Below are 19746 nucleotides of genomic sequence, written 5' to 3' on the forward strand. Positions count from 1 at the left end.
GTAACGCGCTCGCGCTTGCTGCGCCATGCCGGAGGGGCGTTGAACAGGACAAACCTAGTTCAATAGGGGAATATATAACTATGAAGGCACGCATTCTGGTAGTTGATGATGACGAAGCGCTGGCCGAAATGATTGGAATTGTTCTGCGCAATGACGGCTTTGATCCCGTCTTCTGCGCTGACGGCAGCCAGGCCCTTGACGTTTTCCGCTCATCGAAGCCGGACCTCGTGCTGCTTGACCTCATGCTTCCCGGCGTGGACGGCATCGAGGTCTGCCGGCAGATCCGTTCTGAGTCGGACGTGCCCATCGTGATGCTCACCGCTAAATCAGACACGTCCGACGTCGTCCGCGGGCTCGAGTCCGGGGCCGACGACTATGTGCCCAAACCGTTTAAGCCCGCTGAGTTGGTTGCCCGGGTCCGGGCGCGACTGCGCCCTGGTGACCAGAAGGCGCCCGAAACGCTGCGGATCGCTGACATCACCATTGACGTCGCCGGTCACACGGTGAAGCGTGCCGACGAGCGCATTTCGCTGACGCCCCTGGAGTTCGACCTCCTGGTGGCGCTGGCGCGGAAGCCGTGGCAGGTGTTCACCCGTGAGCTGCTGCTGGAACAGGTCTGGGGCTACCGCCACGCGGCAGACACCCGGCTGGTCAACGTCCACGTACAGCGGCTCCGGTCCAAAATTGAGCGGGACCCGGAAGCCCCGGAAGTTGTATTGACGGTTCGTGGTGTCGGCTACAAAGCAGGTTCCTGAGTCCTCGGGACCAGAAGGCGCCCACGCCCCGGATCCGGCCGCGGCCAAAGGGCCCGAACACACTGACGCGCTGGCTGCGGAGCTGGCGGCGTTGCCTTTCCGTGCGCGGATTTGGCGGCGCCGGGGAATCATCGTTGGTCTCCGGGTGGCGCGACTCGTCCGTTTCGGACTGAGCCGTTTCTTCCCCGCAATGCGCTATGTGGGACGTTCCTTGCATCAGCGCTGGCGCCGGTCCCTGCAGTTCCGGACAGTCCTCACCACCATTCTGCTCGCAGTGACGTCCTTCAGCGCCGTGGGCGCCTACCTTTCCAACCAGATCGCCAACAACCTGTTCCAGGAGCGGCTGACGCAGGCTGAATCCGAGACCCGCTACAACGTCAAGCAGGTGCAGGAGACGTTCGACGGCGCCCAGGTCACCGACCAGTCCAGCGTCATCACGCTGGTGTACGACACCCTGAACGCTGTGGAGGGCCGCGGCTCTGTCATCCAGCGCCGCTACGTTTTCGAAGCCAAGCCCGAGCAGACCAAACCCAGGAACCGATGGGTGGAGTCGCGGGCATCGGACCAGCTGACCGTCAGCGTCATCCCGCCCGACCTTCGCAAGGCCGTCCAGGATTCCGGCAAGGACCAGTACTGGGCATCCACCGTGATCCCTGTGGGTACCGAGGACAGGCCGGGCATTGCCGTGGGCAACCTGGTGACCTTTAACGGGACTGTGTACGAGCTGTACCTGATCTACGATCTCAACACCGCCCAGCAGACACTTGATGAAATCCAAGGCGTCCTCCTGGCCGGCGCGGCAGTGCTGGTGCTGATGATCGGGGCGATCGCCTGGTACGTCACCCGCAACGTGGTCAGCCCGGTCAGTCACGCGGCCTTGGTGTCCGAGAAGCTCGCGGCCGGGCAGCTGCAGGAGCGCATGGTGGTCAAGGGCGAGGACGAAGTTGCCCGCCTGGGTGCATCGTTCAACCACATGGCCGCCAGCCTCCAGGAACAGATCACCCAGCTGGCCACGTTGTCCCAGATGCAGCAGCGGTTTGTCTCCGATGTCTCCCACGAACTCCGTACGCCACTGACCACGGTACGGATGGCCGCCGAGGTGCTTTTCGACGCCCGCCACGACTTCGACCCCATCAACAAGCGCTCAGCAGAACTCCTCTACCACCAGGTGGAGCGCTTCCAGTCCCTGCTGGCGGACCTCCTGGAGATTTCCCGTTTCGACGCCGGCGTGGCCACGCTCGACGCCGAGCCCGAGGACATCGTGCAGGTCATCGCCCATGTCATCGAGGGAGCAACCCCCGTGGCAGCGGAATACGGCTCGGAAATCATCCTGCGCGCACCCGCCGGCGGCATCGTGGCGGAGATGGACGCCAGGCGGATCGACAGGATCATGCGGAACCTCATCCTGAACGCGGTGGAGCACGGGGAGGGCAGGCCGGTCACCGTTACTGTCGCGGCCAACCAGACGGCAGTGGGAATTGCTGTCCGGGACCAGGGGATCGGCATGACGCCGGCCGAAGCTGCCCGCGTGTTTGACCGGTTCTGGCGGGCGGATCCTGCCCGCGCCCGGACCACCGGAGGCAGCGGCCTGGGCCTGTCCATCGCCGTGGAGGACACCAAACTCCACAACGGCTGGCTGCAGGCGTGGGGGAACAAGGGGAGCGGATCCAATTTCCGGCTGACCATCCCCTTGCGCCAGGGCGAGGAAATCGACCGCTCGCCGGTCCAGCTTGAGCCGGGCGACATCGTCCTGCCGGGCGGACAGAAAGATAAAGACATCCTGGTGCTTGGACCCGGACCTGGGCCTGCACTTGGAACCGGGCCTGCACTTGGCCCCGGTCCGGCACCTGGACCCGGCGCCGCAGGCGCCGGGTCCGCGGCCCGGGCCACCCCGACGAAGGACCAGACATGAAACGAACAGTCATGACCGGTTCCACGACGCGTGGGCTGCTCAAAGCCTTGATTCTCCTGGTGGCTGTCTGCCTCCTTGCCTCGTGTGCCCGTATCCCCACCTCGGGACCTGTGGGAAAGAGCCAGGAAGGCAGTGCCGGCAATGTGAATGCCCCGGTGTTCCTGCCAGCCGCGCCTCAGGCGGGGGCGACTCCGGAGAACATCATCGATTATTTCTATCGTGCCGGCACCGGGTACGAGGGGGACTATGCGGTGGCCCGTGAATACCTGACCCAGGCCGCATCCGTATCCTGGAAACCCGACCAGCGGGCCCTGGTGTACCGGACGGCAACCGTGGTGGCGACCGGCGTCGAAAACGTCTACAACTACCAGCTGGATGTGGCCTACACCGTGGATGTTGACGGTATCGCCACGCAGTCTCCGGAAGGAACCATCGAGAACATTCCGGTAACGCTCACCCAAGTGGACGGTGAGTGGCGGATTTCAGCCATCCCCAACGGGACGGCGATCCCGGAGGAGACGTTCAAGGTTATCTACGGCGCCTACCCCATCTACTTCTACGATCCCAGCTTTACCTATGCAGTTCCGGACGTCCGCTGGTTCATCAAGAACAAGACGGTCAAGGCCATGACCAGTGCGCTGCTTGCCGGCCCCGCGCCGTACCTTCGCGGCGCCGTGGTGAGCGCCTTCCCGTCCGGCATGAAGCTGGCCCGCGAGTCCGTCCCGGTGGTGTCCGGAGCAGCCCAGGTGGACCTCTCCGCCAAGGAGCTCACCGAAGCATCCACGGAGGACAGGCTCCGGATGCAGACTCAGCTGGCGCTCACGTTCCGAAGCCAGCCCGACGTCGTCAATGTTGAGTTGCGTGCCAACCAGGACCTGGTGCGTGTGGAAGACAGCGGGTCCGTGCTGCCCCCTGTGCGGGACAAGAACGTGCCCGCCAAGGAGATTGCCATCAGCGGCAACGAGCTGGTGCGCTACGAGAACAACAGGGTGTCCCCCCTTCCGGACATGCAGCCCGTGTCCTCGCTTGGCCCCCGCTATCCTGCGGAGTCACCGGTGTCCCAGACGGTCGCCTTCCTCAATGAAAGCCGGACGACGCTTTACAGCATGGTGCCCGGACAGCCGGCACGTGCACTGACCACCCGAAGCACCATCACGCATCCCTCCATCAGCCTTCACGACTGGGTGTGGGCTGCCGGTCCCGGCGCGACCGGAGGCGCGGAAGTGGTGGCTTACCGGCCGGCAGGAGTGCCTGAGGGAGCGGCAGTTCCCACTGTCACGATGACGCCGGCCTGGCTGGCCGGCAGGACAGTCAAGGATTTCAGGATCTCCCGGGAGGGCGTCCGTGCATTGGTGATTTCGGAACAGAACGGCCAGACCAAGGTCCAGGTAACGGGAATCATCCGCAATGCTGACGGGACGCCCAGGGAACTGACCGCCCCCATCACCATCGTGACGGAAAGTAACCCGGAGCAGGGGGTCTGGGTCAGCGACACAACCGTTGCCGTGATGAAGGGATCCGCCAGCGCGAACGTCACCCCGGAACTGCTGTCCCTCACGTCCGGACAACCCCAGCAGTTGGCCCCATGGCCCGGCCTGGTCTGGCTCAGCGCGGGCAACGGCCCCGAGGAAATCTACGGCCAGGCCGCGGAGGGAATCTTCCAGCGGCTGGGGAACGGCTGGTCACCCCAGCTCAAGGGTCCCATCGACCCGTCATTCCCGGGGTAGCAGTTCTCCACATAAGACGCTTGTCAGCTACCCCGGCCGGCGCGACCGGGTGAGCATGGAGGTGTGCGAAACGAACACTCGGCCCGGCGTCCGGCCGGCGGTCCCGCCAGGGCAGTGACTGCCCCGGACCCGGACCTCCTGCCGCCCCTGCTGTCTGCCAAACACCGCGGCGGGCAGACCCGTACGTGGTTGCGGGCCGCGGACCACGTCGCCGGTGCCGCAGCCGAGCTCTTGGCACTTGCGGTCCCGGTGGACTGCGTCTGCTGCGGTGCAGAGGACCTGGCACTGTGCGTGGCCTGTGAACGGCAGGTGCGGCTCCTGACCAGGCACCCGTTCAGGGCCGAGGAGCAGGCGCCGGCCCTGATGAACGTCGACGGCGGCATCATCCTCCCGGTAGTCGCTGCCGGCGTGTACCGCGAGGAGCTGGCCCAGGCCCTGTTGTCGTTCAAGCGCCATGGCCAGCACCAGCTCAAGGCAGTCTTTGCCAAAAGCCTGGGCCACGGCATTGCCGCAGCAGCGGCCGGGCTCGACGACGTCTGTCTGGTTCCGGTGCCCAGCAGCACCGGCGCGTTCATCAAGCGGGGCTTCAGCCCTATCCATTTGCTGCTGTCCGCATGGCTGCAGCTGCAGCTCCAGGGCCGCACCTGCGACGGACCGCAGGTAGTGGACGTACTCAGGAAATCCCGGCGCCGAGCGGCCCTGCAGCAGCTTCCCGGCGGCCAGAAAGGCCTTGGCCGGGGAGCCAGGGCCGCCAGGGTCAGGGGGGCCATGAAGGTCCCGGGACACAAGCGCACGCAGGTTGCGGGCCGCCGCTGCATCATCGTCGACGACGTCCTCACCACCGGGGCCACGCTTGCCGAAGCGGCCCGCGCCCTGCACCTCACCGGAGCCGTTGTCGCCGGTGCCGTGGTACTCGCCGCGACACGCCCGCCTGATTCAGCTGGCAGCTGAGCGGCCGCCCCGGCAGGCGGCGGAAGCCGCCCGTCTTAGAAAAAAATAAACCAATAAAGGATGAATAAGCGGTGGCTATGAACTAACGTCGTTTGTGGGTACCAAGAACAAGTTGTACCTTTCGATGGCGGCTCGGAAAGGGGCTCGACTGTCAAACAGATCGGCCTCCGGGAAGTGCCGTCGTCGTGTCACCGAAGTCATTTGGAGGGCACCATGGAGTTTATGATCAGCGGACGAAATCTGACGGTCTCAGACCGATTCCGCGAATACGCCGGTGAGAAGATCTCGAAGATCGAGTCACTGGGCGACAAAGTCCAGCGGGTGGATGCGAAGGTGTCTAAAGAGACGAACGCACGCCAGACTGGCGACCAACTCACCGTTGAGGTAACTGTCCTGGGCCGCGGACCTGTGATCCGCGCGGAAGCCAGCGCCGCCGACAAATTCGCGGCATTTGATCTCGCGTACACCAAACTGCTCGAGCGCCTCCGCCGGGCCAAGGACCGCAAGAAGGTCCACCACGGACGCCACACCCCCAAGGCAGTACGCGAAGCAACTGCGTCATTGGAGCCCGCCAGTCCCAATGAACCGCTTTATGTCGAGGCAAGCCATCGAAATGAACCGCAGGCAACACCTGCCGAATCATCGCCTTACGACCTCGAAAACGACATTCCTGCAGGGGACTCCCCGGTGCTGATCCGGCGCAAGGTCTTCCCCGCTGCCTCGCTTAGCCTCGACGACGCCGTGGACAACATGGAGCTGGTGGGCCACGATTTCTACCTGTTTGTCGACAAAGCCACCAACACACCCTCCGTCGTCTACCGCCGCCGGGGCTGGACGTACGGGGTCATCACCCTTGATCACGAATGCGACCCTGGGGACACCGTGGTCGAAGAGAAGATTCTTGCTTACCGTTCAGACGATCAGGCTGCGAAAGTCTAGGGTGGTTCCCACCCGTCAATGAAGGGACTGATGTGCCGGCAACGCTGAGCCTTGACCAGGCCCGGCGGATCGCACTGGCAGCACAGGGACTCGACAAAGGACGGCCCGCCGGCCCCGTGACCTCACGGGCGGTGGGCCGTACCTTTGCCCGGCTCCAGCTGGTCCAGATCGACTCCGTCAATGTGCTGTCCCGAAGTCACTTCCTTCCCTTCTTTTCGAGACTGGGAAACTACGACCGCACCATCCTGCAACGGATGTCCGGAAGGCACCCGAGGCGCATGATGGAGTACTGGGCGCACGAGGCAAGCTTTATCCGGCCGGAACTCTTTCCGGACCTCGTCCTGTGGCAGAAACGCTCATGGGTGGGGGCCTCAGCGCTGGACCCCGCGCTACGCGAAGGGGTGACCGGGAAAATCCTTGATGCCCTGGCCGCCGGAAAGCCTCTGACGGCAGCGGAACTGACGGCGAAAATCGGGCATGTGGAGGACCGCCGGACTGAGAACTGGGGATGGAACTGGAATGCCGTCAAACGGGTTCTTGAGCACCTCTTCGAGGACGGCCTGATCTCGGCGGCGTCCAGAAGCGAGCAGTTCGAGCGCAGGTATGCCCTCACCGAACGGGTCCTGCCGGACCGGCTGGCGTTGGCGGAGAGTCAGCAGGACCCGGTGGACGCCATGCGCCGCCTCATCGACGCAGCCGCGCAGGCGCACGGTATTGGCACCGTGCGCTGCTTCGCAGACTACTTCCGCACACCGGCCAAGGCTGCGGCCGCCGCCGTCGACCATCTCGTCAGTACCGGAAGGCTGGAGCCGGTCACTGTGGCGGGGTGGGACCGAAAGGTCTTCCTGCATACGGATTCCAGGCTGCCGCGGCGGGCCGCGGGACGGGCGTTGTTGAGCCCCTTCGATTCGCTGGTGTTCGAGCGGCGCAGGCTTGAGGAGTTGTTTGGCTTTCGCTACCGGATCGAGATTTACACACCCGAGCACTTACGGCGTTACGGGTACTACGTCCTGCCGTTCCTCCTGGGGGACAGGATCGTGGCGCGCGTGGACCTGAAGGCGGACCGTGCGGCAGCAACGCTCTTGGTCAGATCCGCATACGGGGAGCAGGACGCGCCGCCGGGGACCGCCGTCGAACTTTCCGAAGAGCTGGAACTCATGGCCGAATGGCTCGGGTTGGGGGACATCAGGGTCAGTCCTGTGGGGGACCTGGCCGGGCCCCTCGCGGCGGCCCTCAGCCACCGTGTCGGGCCGATCCGCTCTCAGGGAACACCGGCCGCGTGGCCTGTGTCTCTCCCGTAGACTAAAAACGCCAGAATTCGGCAGCATCAGACTGGGAGTATCTTCACGTGGCATCACTTATCGAAAAACTTCTCCGTACGGGTGACAAAAAAACCCTGCGGCAACTTCGGAACTATGCCGACTCCATCAATGCTCTCGAAGAATCGTTCCAAACCTTCACGGACGCGGAACTCCGCGAGGAGACCGACCGCCTCCGTGCACGCCACCTGGACGGCGAACAGTTGAACGATCTGCTGCCGGAGGCCTTCGCTGCCGTGCGTGAGGCTTCTTCGCGCACGTTGGGCATGCGCCACTTTGACGTTCAGATGATGGGTGGCGCTGCCCTGCACCTGGGCAACATTGCCGAGATGAAGACCGGTGAAGGCAAGACCCTCGTGGCCACCGCTCCGGCTTACCTCAACGCCCTCACCGGCAACGGCGTCCACGTGATCACCGTGAACGATTACCTTGCCGAATACCAGTCGGACCTGATGGGCAGGGTCTACCGGTTCCTCGGCCTCACCAGCGGCTGCATCCTCTCCAACCAGGATCCCGCCGTGCGCCGGCAGATGTACGCCGCCGACATCACGTATGGCACCAACAACGAATTCGGCTTCGACTACCTGCGCGACAACATGGCGTGGGACAAGACAGAACTGGTCCAGCGCGGCCACAACTWCGCSATYGTYGATGAGGTTGACTCCATCCTCATCGACGAAGCCCGTACYCCGCTSATYATCTCCGGCCCCGCACAGGGGGACACCAACCGCTGGTACAGCGAATTCGCCAAGGTGGTCCAGCGCCTAAAGATCGGCGAAGACTACGAGACCGATGAGAAGAAGCGCACGGTCGGCGTCCTGGAGAGCGGCATCGAAAAGGTGGAGGACTACCTTGGCATCCAGAACCTCTACGAGTCGGCGAACACCCCGCTGATCGGCTTCCTGAACAACGCCATCAAGGCCAAGGAACTTTTCAAGCGCGACAAGGACTACGTCATCCTCGACGGCGAAGTSCTCATYGTTGACGARCACACCGGMCGTATTCTCGCCGGCCGCCGCTACAACGAGGGCATGCACCAGGCCATCGAGGCCAAGGAAGCCGTGGAGATCAAGGCCGAAAACCAGACCCTGGCCACGGTGACCCTCCAGAACTACTTCCGCATGTATGCCAAACTCTCCGGCATGACCGGCACGGYGGAGACCGAGGCCGCCGAGTTTATGAGCACCTACAAGCTCGGCGTTGTGGCCATCCCCACCAACCGGGACATGCAGCGCATCGACCAGTCGGACCTCGTCTACAAAAACGAGACCGTCAAGTTCGACGCCGTGGTGCAGGACATCGCCGAACGCCATGAAAGCGGGCAGCCGGTCCTCGTGGGCACCACCAGCGTTGAAAAGAGTGAGTACCTCTCCCGGTTGCTGGCCAAGGAAGGCATCCGGCACGAGGTCCTGAACGCCAAGAACCACGCCCGTGAGGCCGCCATCGTGGCGCAGGCCGGGCGCAAGGGTGCTGTCACGGTGGCTACCAACATGGCGGGCCGCGGCACCGACATCATGCTGGGCGGCAACGCCGAGTTCACGGCCGTGGCTGAACTGGCCAAGCGCGGGCTGGATCCGGAAGAAAACTCGGAAGAGTATGAGGCCGCGTGGCCTGCCGCACTGGAAGCGGCCAAACAGGCCGTCAAGGACGAGCACGAGGAAGTACTGAACACCGGCGGGCTCTACGTCCTCGGAACAGAACGCCACGAATCCCGGCGCATCGACAACCAGCTTCGCGGCCGCTCCGGCCGCCAGGGCGATCCCGGCGAGTCCCGATTCTACCTCTCGCTGACCGATGACCTGATGCGGCTCTTCAATTCCGGCGCCGCCGAACGCCTGATGAACAGCTCCGTCCCGGACGACGTCGCCTTGGAATCCAAACTTGTCTCCCGCGCCATCGCGTCGGCGCAAGGCCAGGTCGAGGGCCGCAATGCCGAGCAGCGCAAGAACGTGCTGAAGTACGACGACGTCCTGAACCGCCAGCGCGAAGCCATCTACGGTGATCGGCGCCGAATCCTGGAAGGCGACGACCTGCACGAGAAGGTCCAGTTCTTCATCGAGGACACCATCACCGCACTGATTGACTCGGCCACCGCCGAGGGCAACGGTGACGATTGGGATTACACCCAGCTGTGGACCAACCTGAAGACGCTGTACCCCGTCAGCGTCACCCCGGAGGAGATCCTCGAGGAAGCCGGCGGCAAGTCCCGGCTCACCGTTGAATTCCTCAAGGAGGAACTGCTCTCCGACGCCCGCTTGGTCTACCAGGCGCGGGAAGAGACCATCGGCTCCGAGAGCATGCGTGAGCTGGAACGCCGGGTGGTGCTTTCCGTGATCGGCCGTAAATGGCAGGAACATCTCTACGAGATGGACTACCTCAAGGAAGGCATCGGCCTGCGTGCCATGGCCCAGCGCGACCCGCTGGTGGAATACCAGCGCGAGGGCTTCACCATGTTCCAGGCCATGATGGAGGCCATCCGCGAAGAAAGCGTCGGCTTCCTGTACAACCTGGAGGTTGAGGTCACCCCGGCGCAGGACGTTGTGGTGGCGGACCCCGCCGGGGGACACACCGAGCACGTTGAACCGCAGATCCACGCCGCCGGCCTGGAAGCGCCGGAGAAGCCGGCGCAGCTGCAGTACACCGCTCCCGGCGAGGACGGTGCCTCCCAAACACGGATTGAAGGGCGCGCGTCGTCCCGGTCCGGGAACCCCGCCAAAGCGGCCGCGCAGGATGCCGCCAAGCGCCAGACCAAGAAGAAGCGCCGCTGACCGCGGCGTGATGTAGAAACAGGAAGTGCCTGGAGCATTAGCTCCGGGCACTTCCTGTTTCTGCCCGCCTTCGCCTCATCCGACCACGAGCTCAGTGACACGCCAGACCTGTTTGGCCCGTTCCAGGCGGACCGCGACCGCCCGGGCGCGCACGTCATCAACCACCACTGCACTTGCCTCGTAAATGCCGGGGGCGACCTCACACGCGCGGACTGAACGAACCACGGAATTCTTGTGCAGCCGGGCCAGGGTAGGGGAGGTGGAGCGTGCCAGTTCCCGCCGGATCAGGGTGGCGCGGTGCTGGAGCACGGCGAGGCAGCGCGGATCCAGGCGCCGGGCGAGCTGGTGGATGGGCCGGATCCCGGCGAGGACTTCCATGGCGGCCTGCACCGTACTGCGGGCGATGGCGAGGACTTCCGCATCGTGGTCCGCTGCCCGCAAAGGCTGGCCTGGTGCATTGACGGGCTGAACGGGAGCCAGGCGGACTGCTGCCGCTGGGGCCCCGTTGGCCCGTGCGGCTCGGATGGGCGTAACTGCGTTCATGTGATTCCCCTTGGTTTGTGTACTGATGAAATGTCGGAACGTCTGTTATGCAGCGGAGGGTGCTTTCAGGATCTGCCCGGGCAGGAGGACATGCGGGTTTTCGCCGATCTGGGCCTTGTTGGCTTCGTACCAGCGCGGCCAGTGCAGGGCGACGTCGACATCCGAGGCAGTTGGTCCCAATTGCTGCGACGCAATGTCCCACAGCGTGTCCCCGGCCAGAACCGTGACCTCAAGCCCGGCCGGCGGTGTGCCCTGGGCGGCGCGGACGGGCTGGGCCGCCAGCGGGCCGGGGTCGGTGACCGGTGCGCTGGGGCGCCAGTCGGGCCGGACTGTCGGTAGTGGAAAGTGGCGTTCCGGAGTTACCCGAGTGGACTGCAGCTCAGATGGCACGTCTTGGGTCTTCGGGGCTGGCTGCCCCTCGGCGGTGGGAACCCACTGGGCCTGGACCGCCGCGTCCTGGGTCGGAGCCCATGCCGGCCCGGCGGGCGGTTCAGCCGCATGGGCAAGGGGAGCGGCGAGCAGCTGGGCGGACAACGCTGCCACCGCAAGCCTCCGCATAAAAGCCGGGCAAAATTTGCCTGCACGGGCTGCGGCCCGCCCTCTGCCGCTGCGGGCAAGGACTGCAACCGCCAAGGCCATCAGCACGGCGAAAATCCACCACGCGACGACGGCGAGTCCTGCGGCCACCGCCACAGCCCCCAGCAGGTCATCGACGCCGGGTGCCTGCTGCCGGGCTGCGGACAAGTGCCACCGGTCCACCAGCCCCATGCCGGTGAAGCATAAAAAGGACCCCAGCAGCAGGATGGCTAGGGCCATCCCGGCGTCTGCGCGAAGGAATCGTGCGGTGCGAACCGTCATGATGCCCCTCCCCCTTGATGTTGTTTGATGCAGTTTGATGTAACTGAGAACAGTTTGACCCGGTTCGATTGGATTTGTCTAGGGAATGGAGAGAATTGACCGTGGACAAAGCCGCCCCTACGCTTGGGCCCATGCGATGGGATGCACTGTTCGGTGACATGGAGGCACAGTTTGCCGAGGGTGCGAAGCTGGCGGTCGAAGCCGAGATCTCCGAACGGGCCAGGGTGGAAGCAGCCTCCGTCGTCCTTGCCGACAGGCTGCGGGGTGGCCTCGGGAGCCGGCTGGCTGTTCACGTTCTCGGCGGCCGGACGTTCGAGGGTGTCCTCAGTCATGCAGGGGCGGATGCCCTGGTATTGGACGAGCTCCGCCATCAGGTCCTGATTCCCTACGGTGCTGTGGCGCATTATGCCGGCCTCGGCCGCATTTCCCTGGGGGAGCCGTCGCAGGTCCGGCGGCGGATCGGGTTGGCGCACGCCTTGCGCGGCCTGGCACGGGACCGGGCCGGGCTTGCGGTTATCCTGCGGCACGGCCCGGGAAATGACAGTGGGCTCACCGGTGTGATCGACCGGGTGGGCGCCGATTTCCTGGACCTGGCGCTTGTCGGCCCGGGGGAGGCCCGACGCGCGTCACAGGTCCGGCAGGTTGCCACCGTTCCCTTTGAGTCGCTGGGCGCGGTCCGCTCGTGGCACGCCGGTGACCTGTAGAACTCAGCAGACCGGCGTAGAGGCAGCGGCCGCCCGGACCAGGTTTTAGCCCTGCTTGGCCTTGGCTTCCTGGATCATGCGGCTGGCCTCGGCGTAACGCTCCTCGATGTACTGCTCCAGCATTTTCTCCTCAACGCGCCACTGTCCCCTGCCACCCACCTGGATGGCTTTGAGCTCACCGCTGCGGACCAGTGCATAGGCCGCCGGTGAGTTGATCTGGAGCTGCTCCGCAACGTCGGCGAGGGTGAGGAATCTGGGCATATAACCAGTTTGCCACCTAAGGCGTCATGAGGTGTGTTTATCCACAGTTTGAGGTTGTTTGGTCTTTTGACTTTCGTTCCGGGCCTTGGGCCGCAACAATGAGGTGTCCGGGCGCGGTGCCGCCTGGCTCGGAGCTAGGGGGAAAAGCATGAGCCATGATGCAGAAACCACAGGTGCCAGGCTGAAGCCTCCGTCATGGAAAGATCCCCGGCTGCTGGTAGGTGTGCTTCTGGTGTTGGCGTCCGTTGTGGGCGTCATCTCCCTTGTGGGCAGCGCGGACCAGACTACCGAGGTCTATGCGGCCCGGGACTCTATCGCCGTAGGGGAAAAGCTGACAACGGACAACGTAGTCCGGGCCAAGGTCCGCCTCGGGGACACCGAAGAGCACTACGTCACCGTGGAAGCGGGACTCCCCGAGGGCCTGGTCGCCGTCCAAAGGATCGGCAAGAGCCAACTGGTGCCCAAGGAAAGCCTGGCAACAGTGGATTTCCTGGACCGCAAGCCCGTGGCGGTGACGATCGGCGAGCCGCTGCCTCCGCAGGCGGTGGCCGGTACCCGCGTGGACGTCTGGGTGGCCCTGCCCGACGCCCGGAACGGCTTCAGCGAGCCAAAGTTGCTATTGCCCGGCGCGGAAATTGCGCAGGTGACTGCGGCGTCCACCACCCTCGGATCGTCCCGCAGCACGGTGCTGATGGTGCTGGTTGCTGACAGCCAAATGCCTGCCCTACTCGGAGCGCAGGCTAACCAGGCCAAGATCTCGGTGGTTTGGAACCCGGGCGGTGGCAGGTCATGAGCATCCCTGTGGTGACCGTTGGGCAGGCCCGGGAGGATGTGGTGGGCGGTCTGGAGGGGCTCCACGGGCCCGTCACGGTGGTCCGCCGCTGCGCCGAACTCAATGAATTGCTGGCAGCCTGCCAAAGCGGGCTGGCACGGGCAGCCGTGGTGGCCGACGGCTCCGAGGGCCTCACCGCGTCCTTGGTTGACCGGCTCGGGGCAGTGGGCGTGGCGATCATCGCCCTCACGGACAACGCCGAGGAAGCGGCAAGGCTGCGGGGAATCGGTGTGGCGTCCGCACTGACCGGTGTCGAATCGGCCGCTTTGGCAGGGAGGATCGCGGAGGCCGTTTCCCAGCGGACCGGAACTTCACAGGGCGCCCCGTCAGGAAGCGCACTGGGCGACACGAGTGCCGCGTTGCGCCAACTGCCCGCCGACGTCGCCGATGTACCGCCCGCCTCCGGGACCGGCCGGATCATCGCCGTCTGGGGACCGGCGGGCTCACCCGGACGTACCTTCCTTGCAGCCAACATCGCAGGGGAGCTTGCCGCGGAGGGGAAGTCCGTGCTTCTCGTTGACGCGGACAGCTACGGCGCAAGCATCGCAGCGGTTCTGGGCCTGTTGGATGAAGCCGCCGGCCTCGCGCAGGCCTGCCGGATGGCAGACCAAGGGTTGCTGGACGCCGAGGCACTGCTGAAGGTGGCCACGCCGGTCACTACCAAGCTCGGCACCTTCCGCGTCCTGACCGGGATCACCAGGGCGGACAGGTGGACCGAACTCCGGGCAGCAGCCCTGTCACTGGTTCTTGAGCGCGCCAAGGAGATTGCCGACGTCGTGGTGGTGGATACCGGGTTCTGCCTCGAGGCCGACGAGGAACTCAGCTTTGACACCATGGCCCCGCGCCGGAACGCTGCCACACTGCGCGGCCTGGAGCTGGCAGACACTGTTTTCGCCGTCGGGGCCGCCGATCCCGTGGGTGTACCCCGGCTGGTCCGCGGGTTGGCGGAGCTCGAACTGGCGGTGCCGCAGGTGTCGCCCGTAGTGGTGCTGAACAAAGTGCGGGCCGCGGCCGTGGGCAGGTCGCCGGAGCGTCAGTTACGGGATGCGTGGGAGCGGTACGGGCCGTCGTCGACCCTCAACGCGTTCCTGCCTGCGGACAACGCCGCAGCCGACGCCGCACTCCTGGCTGGGTCGTTATTGCTCGAAACAGCCCCCGAATCCAAACTCAGGCGGGCAATCGCCGAATTGGTTTGTGCACCCGTCCAGCAATCCGGCAGATCCTCTGTATTTTCTACCACCGCACTGCGCCGGGTAAAGGGTTAGGCTCGCCGTAGGAGCTGCAACGGTGCAGCGTCAATCTTTGTGATGGAGGCGTTTGTTGATGTCGTCTGGATCCAGCGTGGAGGATCAGTCCGTAGCAATTGGAGACCAGGAGGGATTCCTGGCGGACTATTACCAACATCTGGCGGAAGAGGATGCCCGGGGCTACTCCCAAGACGTGCTGGCCAGCCGCGCGGAGACCCACCGGAACGTCGCTGTCAATAGGCGGCCCGGTCAGGCGAACGTTGCCATCGTCAATGAGGAAGACAGCAGCGTCGTTTACGTTGTCACGGACGACATGCCCTTCCTCGTGGACTCGGTCAATGCCGAACTCGTCCGCCAGAGGGCCGCCATCCGCCTCGTCCTGCACCCGCTCTTTGTTGTGACCCGGAACAGGGAAACAGGGGAGCTGGTGAAGGTGGACCGGGTGCCCTCCCACATCGGGATCTCCAGCGGTGACACCGCCGCCATGCCCCTGATGTCCCATCTCATCGCCCAAGGCGAGAACGCGTCCCACATGGAGTCCTGGATCGCGGTGGAGATCAACCGCGTTTCTGACGAGGCGCAGGCGTCGTTGCTGGAGGGCCTGGACCGGGTGCTGGCAGATGTACGTGCCGCCGTCGAAGACTGGCCCAAGATGCGGAACAAGGCCGTGCAGATTGCGGCGAGCCTGGACCAGGTAGCAAATCCGGCGCAGATCGCCGAGCTGCGGCAGGCGAAGGACCTGCTGCGCTGGCTCGACGACGGCAACTTCACGTTCCTGGGATACCGCGAGTACGATCTCCTCAACGTCGACGGCGAGGACTTACTGGAGCTGCGGGAGGACAGCGGGCTTGGCCTGCTTCGTGAAAAGGCCGGTGCCCCGCATCTGCAGCACCTGACTGATGCCGGCCGGAAGAAAGCGCGCGAAAAGCGTGCATTGGTCATCACCAAGGCGAACTCGAGGTCCACTGTCCACCGCCCCGCGTACCTGGACTACATCGGCGTCAAGAGCTTTGACGCTGCGGGCAACGTCAACGGCGAGCGCCGCTTCATTGGCCTGTTCGCCACCAGCGCTTATGCAGGGTCGGTGCGTGACATCCCCATCGTGCGCGAAAAGGTGGACGCGGTGCTGGGCAGCGCCGGGTTCCCCCCGGATTCCCATTCCGGCAAGGACCTTCTGGGCATCTTGGAGACGTACCCGCGCGACGAGCTGTTCCAGATCGAAGTGGTGGACCTGGCGGCGACCGCGGCCGGCATCCAGAGGCTGCAGGAGCGGCGGCGGACCAGGTTGTTCCTCCGCCCGGATATTTACGGCCGCTTTATGTCCGCGGTGATCTACCTGCCGCGGGACCGGTACACCACCAATGTCCGGCTCCGCATCGAGGAGGAACTTCGCTCCACATTCCAGGCGGAGAGCATCGACTACGAGGCCAGGATGACTGAGTCCGCCCTCGCCCGGCTCTTCTACCGGATCCGCCTGCCCAAGGACGCCGACGTCAGCCACGTCAACGCCGAAGAGCTCGAACGCCGGCTGGTCCGCGCCGCCCGCTCCTGGAGCGAAGGCGTTGCTGAAGTCCTGCGTAGCGGTGGAGCCGGCCAGAAGTCAAAGGAACTCGCCGGCATCTGGTCCGAGGCCTTCCCAGCCGGCTACCGCGTGGACTACGAGGTAGAGGACGCGCTGGAGGACATCGCCCGGTTCGAGAAATATGGTGCCGCGGCAGAGCGCGCCGCCGGCGCCCTGCAGGAACGGCCCGGAGTCCACGTCTACCTGCCCAAGGGGGCCGGGGAAGACCTGGAAGAGGATGCCCGCGTCAAGCTGTACATGCTCGAGCCCAAGAGCCTGAGCCAGATCCTGCCCTACTTCCACAACCTGGGACTCGAGGTGCTCGACGAACGGCCCTTCGAAATCGAGACAGCCGACGGCCGCGACTTCTTCCTGTACGACCTCGGACTGAAGTACCCCGCAGGGGTCAATCCGCTCGCCACGGGCGAATTGCTCGCGGACGCGTTCGGAGCCGCGGTCTCCGGCGCGGTCGAGTCGGACAGCCTCGACCGGCTGGTGCTGCGCGAGGGGATGCATTGGCGCCAGATCACGGTGCTGCGGTCTTACGCGCGGTACATGCGGCAAATGGGCAACACCAACTCGACGGGTTTTGTCGCGGACACCCTGCTCGCGAATCCTGACGTCACAAGGGCCCTGACGGCGCTTTTCGCGGCCCGGTTCGATCCGGCCCTCACCGGGGACGAGCGGCCCGCCGCCCAGGGAAAGGCCCGTGCGGAACTTTCGACCGCCATCGAGGAGGTTGCAACGCTCGACGCCGACCGTGTCCTGCGCACGTTCGCCAACCTGATCGAGGCGACGCTGCGCACGAACTACTACCAGTACAAGCCRCACCTGAGCTTCAAGCTTGACCCTGCCACGATTGAGGGGCTGCCGTTTCCGCGGCCGATGTTTGAAATCTGGGTCTACTCCCCGCGGGTTGAGGGTGTGCATCTGCGCTTTGGCAAGGTGGCCCGCGGCGGCCTGCGCTGGTCCGACCGCCGCGAGGACTTCCGGACGGAAATCCTTGGCCTGGTCAAGGCGCAGACCGTCAAGAACGCGGTGATTGTTCCCACCGGCGCCAAGGGCGGCTTCTTTGCCAAGCGGCTCCCGGACCCCACGGCGGACCGGGCAGCCTGGCTGGCCGAGGGCATGGAAAGCTACAAGACGTTCATTCGTGGCCTGCTGGACCTCACCGACAACCTCATGGCCGAAGGCGGGGCGGAAACTGTAGTGCCGCCGTCGGACGTTGTACGGCACGACGACGACGATTCCTACCTTGTGGTGGCGGCGGACAAGGGGACAGCCACGTTCTCGGACATCGCCAACGGGCTGGCCGCGGAGTACGGCTTCTGGCTCGGTGACGCGTTCGCCTCCGGCGGCTCCGTGGGCTACGACCACAAGGCCATGGGCATCACCGCCCGCGGGGCGTGGGAGTCGGTCAAGCGCCACTTCAGCGAGCTGGACGTGGACACCCAGACCCAGAATTTCACCGTCGTGGGCGTGGGTGACATGTCCGGTGACGTGTTCGGCAACGGCATGCTGCTGTCCCGGCACATCCGGCTGCTCGCAGCGTTCGACCACCGGCACATATTCCTTGACCCGGCGCCGGACGCTGAAGCATCGTTTGTGGAACGGGAACGGCTTTTTGAGCTGCCGCGGTCCTCCTGGGACGACTACAACAAGTCCCTCATCAGCGAAGGCGGCGGCGTCTATCCCCGCCAGGTGAAGTCCATTCCGGTGTCGCCGCAGGTCCGGGCCGCTATCGGCCTGCCCGAGGGGACCACCGAAATGAGCCCGCCGGAACTCTTGCGCGCCATCCTGTTGGCACCCGCCGACCTGCTGTACAACGGCGGAATCGGGACCTACGTAAAGGCAAGCACCGAGACCAACGCATCCGTGGGTGACAAAGCCAATGACACCATCCGCGTGGACGGCAAGGACCTGCGGGTCAAGGTGGTGGGCGAAGGCGGCAACCTGGGCATGACGCAGCGCGGCCGCATCGAGGCGGCATTGCAGGGCGTCATCCTGAACACGGATGCCATCGACAACTCTGCGGGCGTTGACTGCTCGGACCATGAGGTCAACATCAAGATCTTCGTGGACCGGATGGTGGCGGCCGGCAAGCTGTCGGCGGAGGAACGCGCAGGATTCCTCGCGTCCATGACCGATGAGGTGGGGCGCCTGGTCCTTGAGGACAACGTGGACCAGAACATCCTGCTCCTGAACGACCGGCAGCGGGTGGCCGAGTGGAGCCCGAGTTATGAGCGCCTGATGGACTGGCTGGAGAAGTCCGCGGACTTGAAGCGTGATCTTGAAGCGCTGCCGAGCACGGAAACCCTGCGCGAGCGGCTGGGCCAGGGCCAGGGGCTGACCTCGCCGGAGCTGTCGGTGTTGGCGGCCTACGCGAAAATTGAGCTGGCTTCGGCGCTGCGTGACAGCAACCTGGCCGATGATCCGTGGTTCCGGGCGACGCTGCGCGCGTATTTCCCGGCGCAGTTGCGGGACCGGTTCGACGCTGAGCTGGACACCCATCCGCTGCGGCGCGAGATCATCGCCACGGTGGTGGCTAACGACATGATCAACATGGGCGGCATCACCTTCGCGTTCCGCACCATGGAGGAAACCTCGGCCACGGAAGTTGCCGTGGCCAAGGCTTTTGTGGCGCTCCGTGAAGTCTTCGAACTGAACGTCATGGTGGACCAGCTGAACAGCTTGCCGGCGTCGTTCCCCACCGAACACTGGAGCGCCGTCCACCTGGACATCCGCCGCATCCTGGACCGGGCGGTCCGCTGGCTGCTGGCCCAAGGTGACAGCTCGCGTCCCATCGCGGAGACCGTCGCCGAGTTCAAGCCGCTCCTGGATCCGATGCGGGGCCGGTTGCTGGACTACCTCCGCGGCGATGACCGCGATCGGGTGGCGGGTTGGCTGGAGAAGGCGCGCGGATGGGAACTTCCGGAAGACCTTGCGGTGCGGTGGGCTGAGCTGTTTGAAAGCTTCGTCCTGCTGGACATCGCCAAGATCGTGCACGCCCGAAAGGAACCGGTGGAGGAGATCGCGTCGGTTTATTACACGGTGTTCAACCGGTTCCACGCCGACGCGCTCTTGGAACGGATCACCAAGCTGCCGCGCCAGGACCGCTGGCAGGCGTTGGCGCGCGCAGCGCTGCGCGATGACCTGTATTCCACCGTTACGGACATGACGACGGCAGTGCTTGAGTCGACGGGGTCCGGGGACTCCGCTGAGAACCGGCTGAAGGAATGGGAAGGCCAGAATGCCGAGCAGTTGGGTAGGGCGAAGAGCATGTTCGATGAGGTCAACGCGCTTGAGGCCGACGACATGGCCTCACTGTCGGTAGCATTGAGGCTCTTGAGGTCAATCGTCCGACGCTAG

The 19746-nt window shown here is 64.9% G+C and carries 14 protein-coding genes; 11 read left to right on the forward strand and 3 right to left on the reverse strand.

What is annotated here, in order from left to right; translation table 11 throughout:
• Positions 1-80 precede the first annotated feature (80 nt).
• The 7 genes from mtrA (at position 81) to secA (ending at position 10371) form a co-directional block, all read left to right on the forward strand.
• Complete coding sequence (gene mtrA, locus AC1DIM_RS06890; RefSeq protein ID WP_477709741.1) at positions 81-755, forward strand: MtrAB system response regulator MtrA; 675 nt, start codon at positions 81-83, stop codon at positions 753-755.
• Entirely contained in the window at positions 727-2667 is a 1941-nt protein-coding gene (mtrB, locus tag AC1DIM_RS06895) for an MtrAB system histidine kinase MtrB (protein ID WP_477709742.1), read from the forward strand. Before mtrA ends, mtrB begins: the two co-directional genes overlap by 29 nt.
• Positions 2668-2678: 11 nt before the next feature.
• Positions 2679-4394 carry an LpqB family beta-propeller domain-containing protein gene (locus AC1DIM_RS06900; protein WP_477709797.1) on the forward strand — a complete coding sequence of 572 codons (1716 nt, stop codon included), beginning with the start codon at positions 2679-2681 and terminating at the stop codon, positions 4392-4394.
• Positions 4395-4457: 63 nt separating this feature from the next.
• Positions 4458-5345 carry a ComF family protein gene (locus AC1DIM_RS06905; protein ID WP_477709743.1) on the forward strand — a complete coding sequence of 296 codons (888 nt, stop codon included), beginning with the start codon at positions 4458-4460 and terminating at the stop codon, positions 5343-5345.
• Between the two features lie 213 nt (positions 5346-5558).
• Positions 5559-6284, forward strand: coding sequence for a ribosome hibernation-promoting factor, HPF/YfiA family (hpf, locus tag AC1DIM_RS06910; RefSeq protein WP_477709744.1), 726 nt, complete (start codon positions 5559-5561; stop codon positions 6282-6284).
• Between the two features lie 32 nt (positions 6285-6316).
• Entirely contained in the window at positions 6317-7585 is a 1269-nt protein-coding gene (locus AC1DIM_RS06915) for a winged helix-turn-helix domain-containing protein (protein ID WP_477709745.1), read from the forward strand.
• Positions 7586-7632: 47 nt separating this feature from the next.
• Positions 7633-10371 carry a preprotein translocase subunit SecA gene (gene secA, locus AC1DIM_RS06920; protein ID WP_477709746.1) on the forward strand — a complete coding sequence of 913 codons (2739 nt, stop codon included), beginning with the start codon at positions 7633-7635 and terminating at the stop codon, positions 10369-10371.
• Between the two features lie 75 nt (positions 10372-10446).
• Here secA and AC1DIM_RS06925 read toward each other — a convergent pair whose 3' ends face one another.
• On the reverse strand, positions 10447-10914 hold the full coding sequence (locus AC1DIM_RS06925; RefSeq protein WP_477709747.1) for an Rv3235 family protein: 468 nt from the start codon (positions 10912-10914) through the stop codon (positions 10447-10449).
• Between the two features lie 45 nt (positions 10915-10959).
• The gene (locus AC1DIM_RS06930; RefSeq protein ID WP_477709748.1) at positions 10960-11772 is read right to left on the reverse strand and encodes a LysM peptidoglycan-binding domain-containing protein; all 813 of its coding nucleotides are present in this window, start codon (positions 11770-11772) and stop codon (positions 10960-10962) included.
• Positions 11773-11903: 131 nt separating this feature from the next.
• Here AC1DIM_RS06930 and AC1DIM_RS06935 point away from each other — a divergent pair, with 131 nt between their 5' ends.
• Positions 11904-12476 carry a hypothetical protein gene (locus AC1DIM_RS06935; RefSeq protein WP_477709749.1) on the forward strand — a complete coding sequence of 191 codons (573 nt, stop codon included), beginning with the start codon at positions 11904-11906 and terminating at the stop codon, positions 12474-12476.
• A gap of 45 nt (positions 12477-12521) precedes the next feature.
• Here the strand turns inward: AC1DIM_RS06935 and AC1DIM_RS06940 are convergent, their stop codons facing one another.
• The gene (locus AC1DIM_RS06940; RefSeq protein ID WP_104062208.1) at positions 12522-12737 is read right to left on the reverse strand and encodes a helix-turn-helix domain-containing protein; all 216 of its coding nucleotides are present in this window, start codon (positions 12735-12737) and stop codon (positions 12522-12524) included.
• Positions 12738-12885: 148 nt separating this feature from the next.
• Between AC1DIM_RS06940 and AC1DIM_RS06945 the strand changes: the two genes are divergently transcribed.
• Genes AC1DIM_RS06945 through AC1DIM_RS06955 form a run of 3 tightly spaced genes read left to right on the forward strand, consistent with a single transcriptional unit; the run spans position 12886 to position 19746 of the window.
• On the forward strand, positions 12886-13530 hold the full coding sequence (locus tag AC1DIM_RS06945) for a hypothetical protein (protein WP_477709750.1): 645 nt from the start codon (positions 12886-12888) through the stop codon (positions 13528-13530).
• On the forward strand, positions 13527-14834 hold the full coding sequence (locus AC1DIM_RS06950; protein WP_477709751.1) for a CpaE/TadZ family protein: 1308 nt from the start codon (positions 13527-13529) through the stop codon (positions 14832-14834). Before AC1DIM_RS06945 ends, AC1DIM_RS06950 begins: the two co-directional genes overlap by 4 nt.
• 58 nt (positions 14835-14892) lie before the next feature.
• Complete coding sequence (locus AC1DIM_RS06955; RefSeq protein WP_477709752.1) at positions 14893-19746, forward strand: NAD-glutamate dehydrogenase; 4854 nt, start codon at positions 14893-14895, stop codon at positions 19744-19746.

Source organism: Pseudarthrobacter sp. 01T43, from assembly GCF_056398665.1.

Coding starts and splice junctions, on each gene's coding strand:
- AC1DIM_RS06940 (WP_104062208.1), bottom strand. CDS start 12,737: ATGCCCAGATTCCTCACCCTCGCCGACGTTGCGGAGCAGCTCCAGATC.
- mtrA (WP_477709741.1), top strand. CDS start 81: ATGAAGGCACGCATTCTGGTAGTTGATGATGACGAAGCGCTGGCCGAA.
- AC1DIM_RS06925 (WP_477709747.1), bottom strand. CDS start 10,914: ATGAACGCAGTTACGCCCATCCGAGCCGCACGGGCCAACGGGGCCCCA.
- AC1DIM_RS06935 (WP_477709749.1), top strand. CDS start 11,904: ATGCGATGGGATGCACTGTTCGGTGACATGGAGGCACAGTTTGCCGAG.
- AC1DIM_RS06900 (WP_477709797.1), top strand. CDS start 2,679: ATGACCGGTTCCACGACGCGTGGGCTGCTCAAAGCCTTGATTCTCCTG.
- AC1DIM_RS06930 (WP_477709748.1), bottom strand. CDS start 11,772: ATGACGGTTCGCACCGCACGATTCCTTCGCGCAGACGCCGGGATGGCC.
- AC1DIM_RS06950 (WP_477709751.1), top strand. CDS start 13,527: ATGAGCATCCCTGTGGTGACCGTTGGGCAGGCCCGGGAGGATGTGGTG.
- hpf (WP_477709744.1), top strand. CDS start 5,559: ATGGAGTTTATGATCAGCGGACGAAATCTGACGGTCTCAGACCGATTC.
- AC1DIM_RS06945 (WP_477709750.1), top strand. CDS start 12,886: ATGAGCCATGATGCAGAAACCACAGGTGCCAGGCTGAAGCCTCCGTCA.